The following is a 733-nucleotide window of genomic DNA, read 5'->3' on the forward strand; positions in this document are numbered from 1 at the left end:
TGCCCTTCGAGGCCGCCTGGATGGTCTGGATGCCGTTCGACATGCCGTCGAGCAGGCCGGTGAGCTGGCTCGAGCGGTCGTTCAGCGAGAGCGCGGTGAAGTAGTTCACCGGGTTGTCGATCGCCGAGTTCACCTTCTTGCCGGTGGCGAGACGGTTCTGGAGCACGGACTGCTCGGCTGCTGTCTTCTGCAACGTGAGCAGGTTGTTGCGGACGCCGCTCGAAAGAATCGTGTTGGCCATCGTCAGGTTCCTGAGCGCGTTCTGCGCCGGTCGAGTGATGGCCGATCATCGCTTGTTAGCTATAACAAACCGTTAATTCCGCTCATGGGCCGGTAAGGTTACCGCCGGGGAAACCCCATCTCGGGCAAAGAAAAAGGTGGCGGAGCCGGAGCTCCGCCACCTTTCTTGTCTTCGGCCCGCGTTCTGCAGGCTGCCCGCTTCTGCGGACGAAGGATCAGAACAGACGCAGGACCGCCTGGTCGGCCAGGGAGGCCAGCGACAGAGCCGTCTGCGAGAGCTGCTGGCGAGTCTGCAGGGTGAGCAGCGCGGCGGCTTCCTCGTTGGCATCGGCGTTGACGAGAGTGTCGGCGCCGGTCTTGAGGACGCTCGACATCTCCTTGGTGAAGTCCTGGCGGGTCTGCGCGACCGAGAGCTGCGAGCCGAAGGTCGAGGAGAGGGACTTCAGCGAGGTCATGGCGCCGGTCAGCGACTCCGTGGCCTTTTCCAGGTCGA

The 733-nt window shown here is 63.4% G+C and carries 2 protein-coding genes; both read right to left on the reverse strand.

Annotated features, from left to right (window positions below):
- Positions 1–241 (reverse strand): flagellin N-terminal helical domain-containing protein (locus ACODTJ_RS29175; protein ID WP_488851725.1); only part of this gene is annotated, 241 nt, incomplete at its 3' end.
- Between the two features lie 214 nt (positions 242–455).
- Positions 456–733, reverse strand: a 278-nt coding sequence (locus ACODTJ_RS29180; RefSeq protein ID WP_488851727.1) for a flagellin, incomplete at its 5' end; no start/stop codon positions are given.

The sequence above is a fragment of the Allobosea sp. FG18 genome (genome assembly GCF_057809495.1).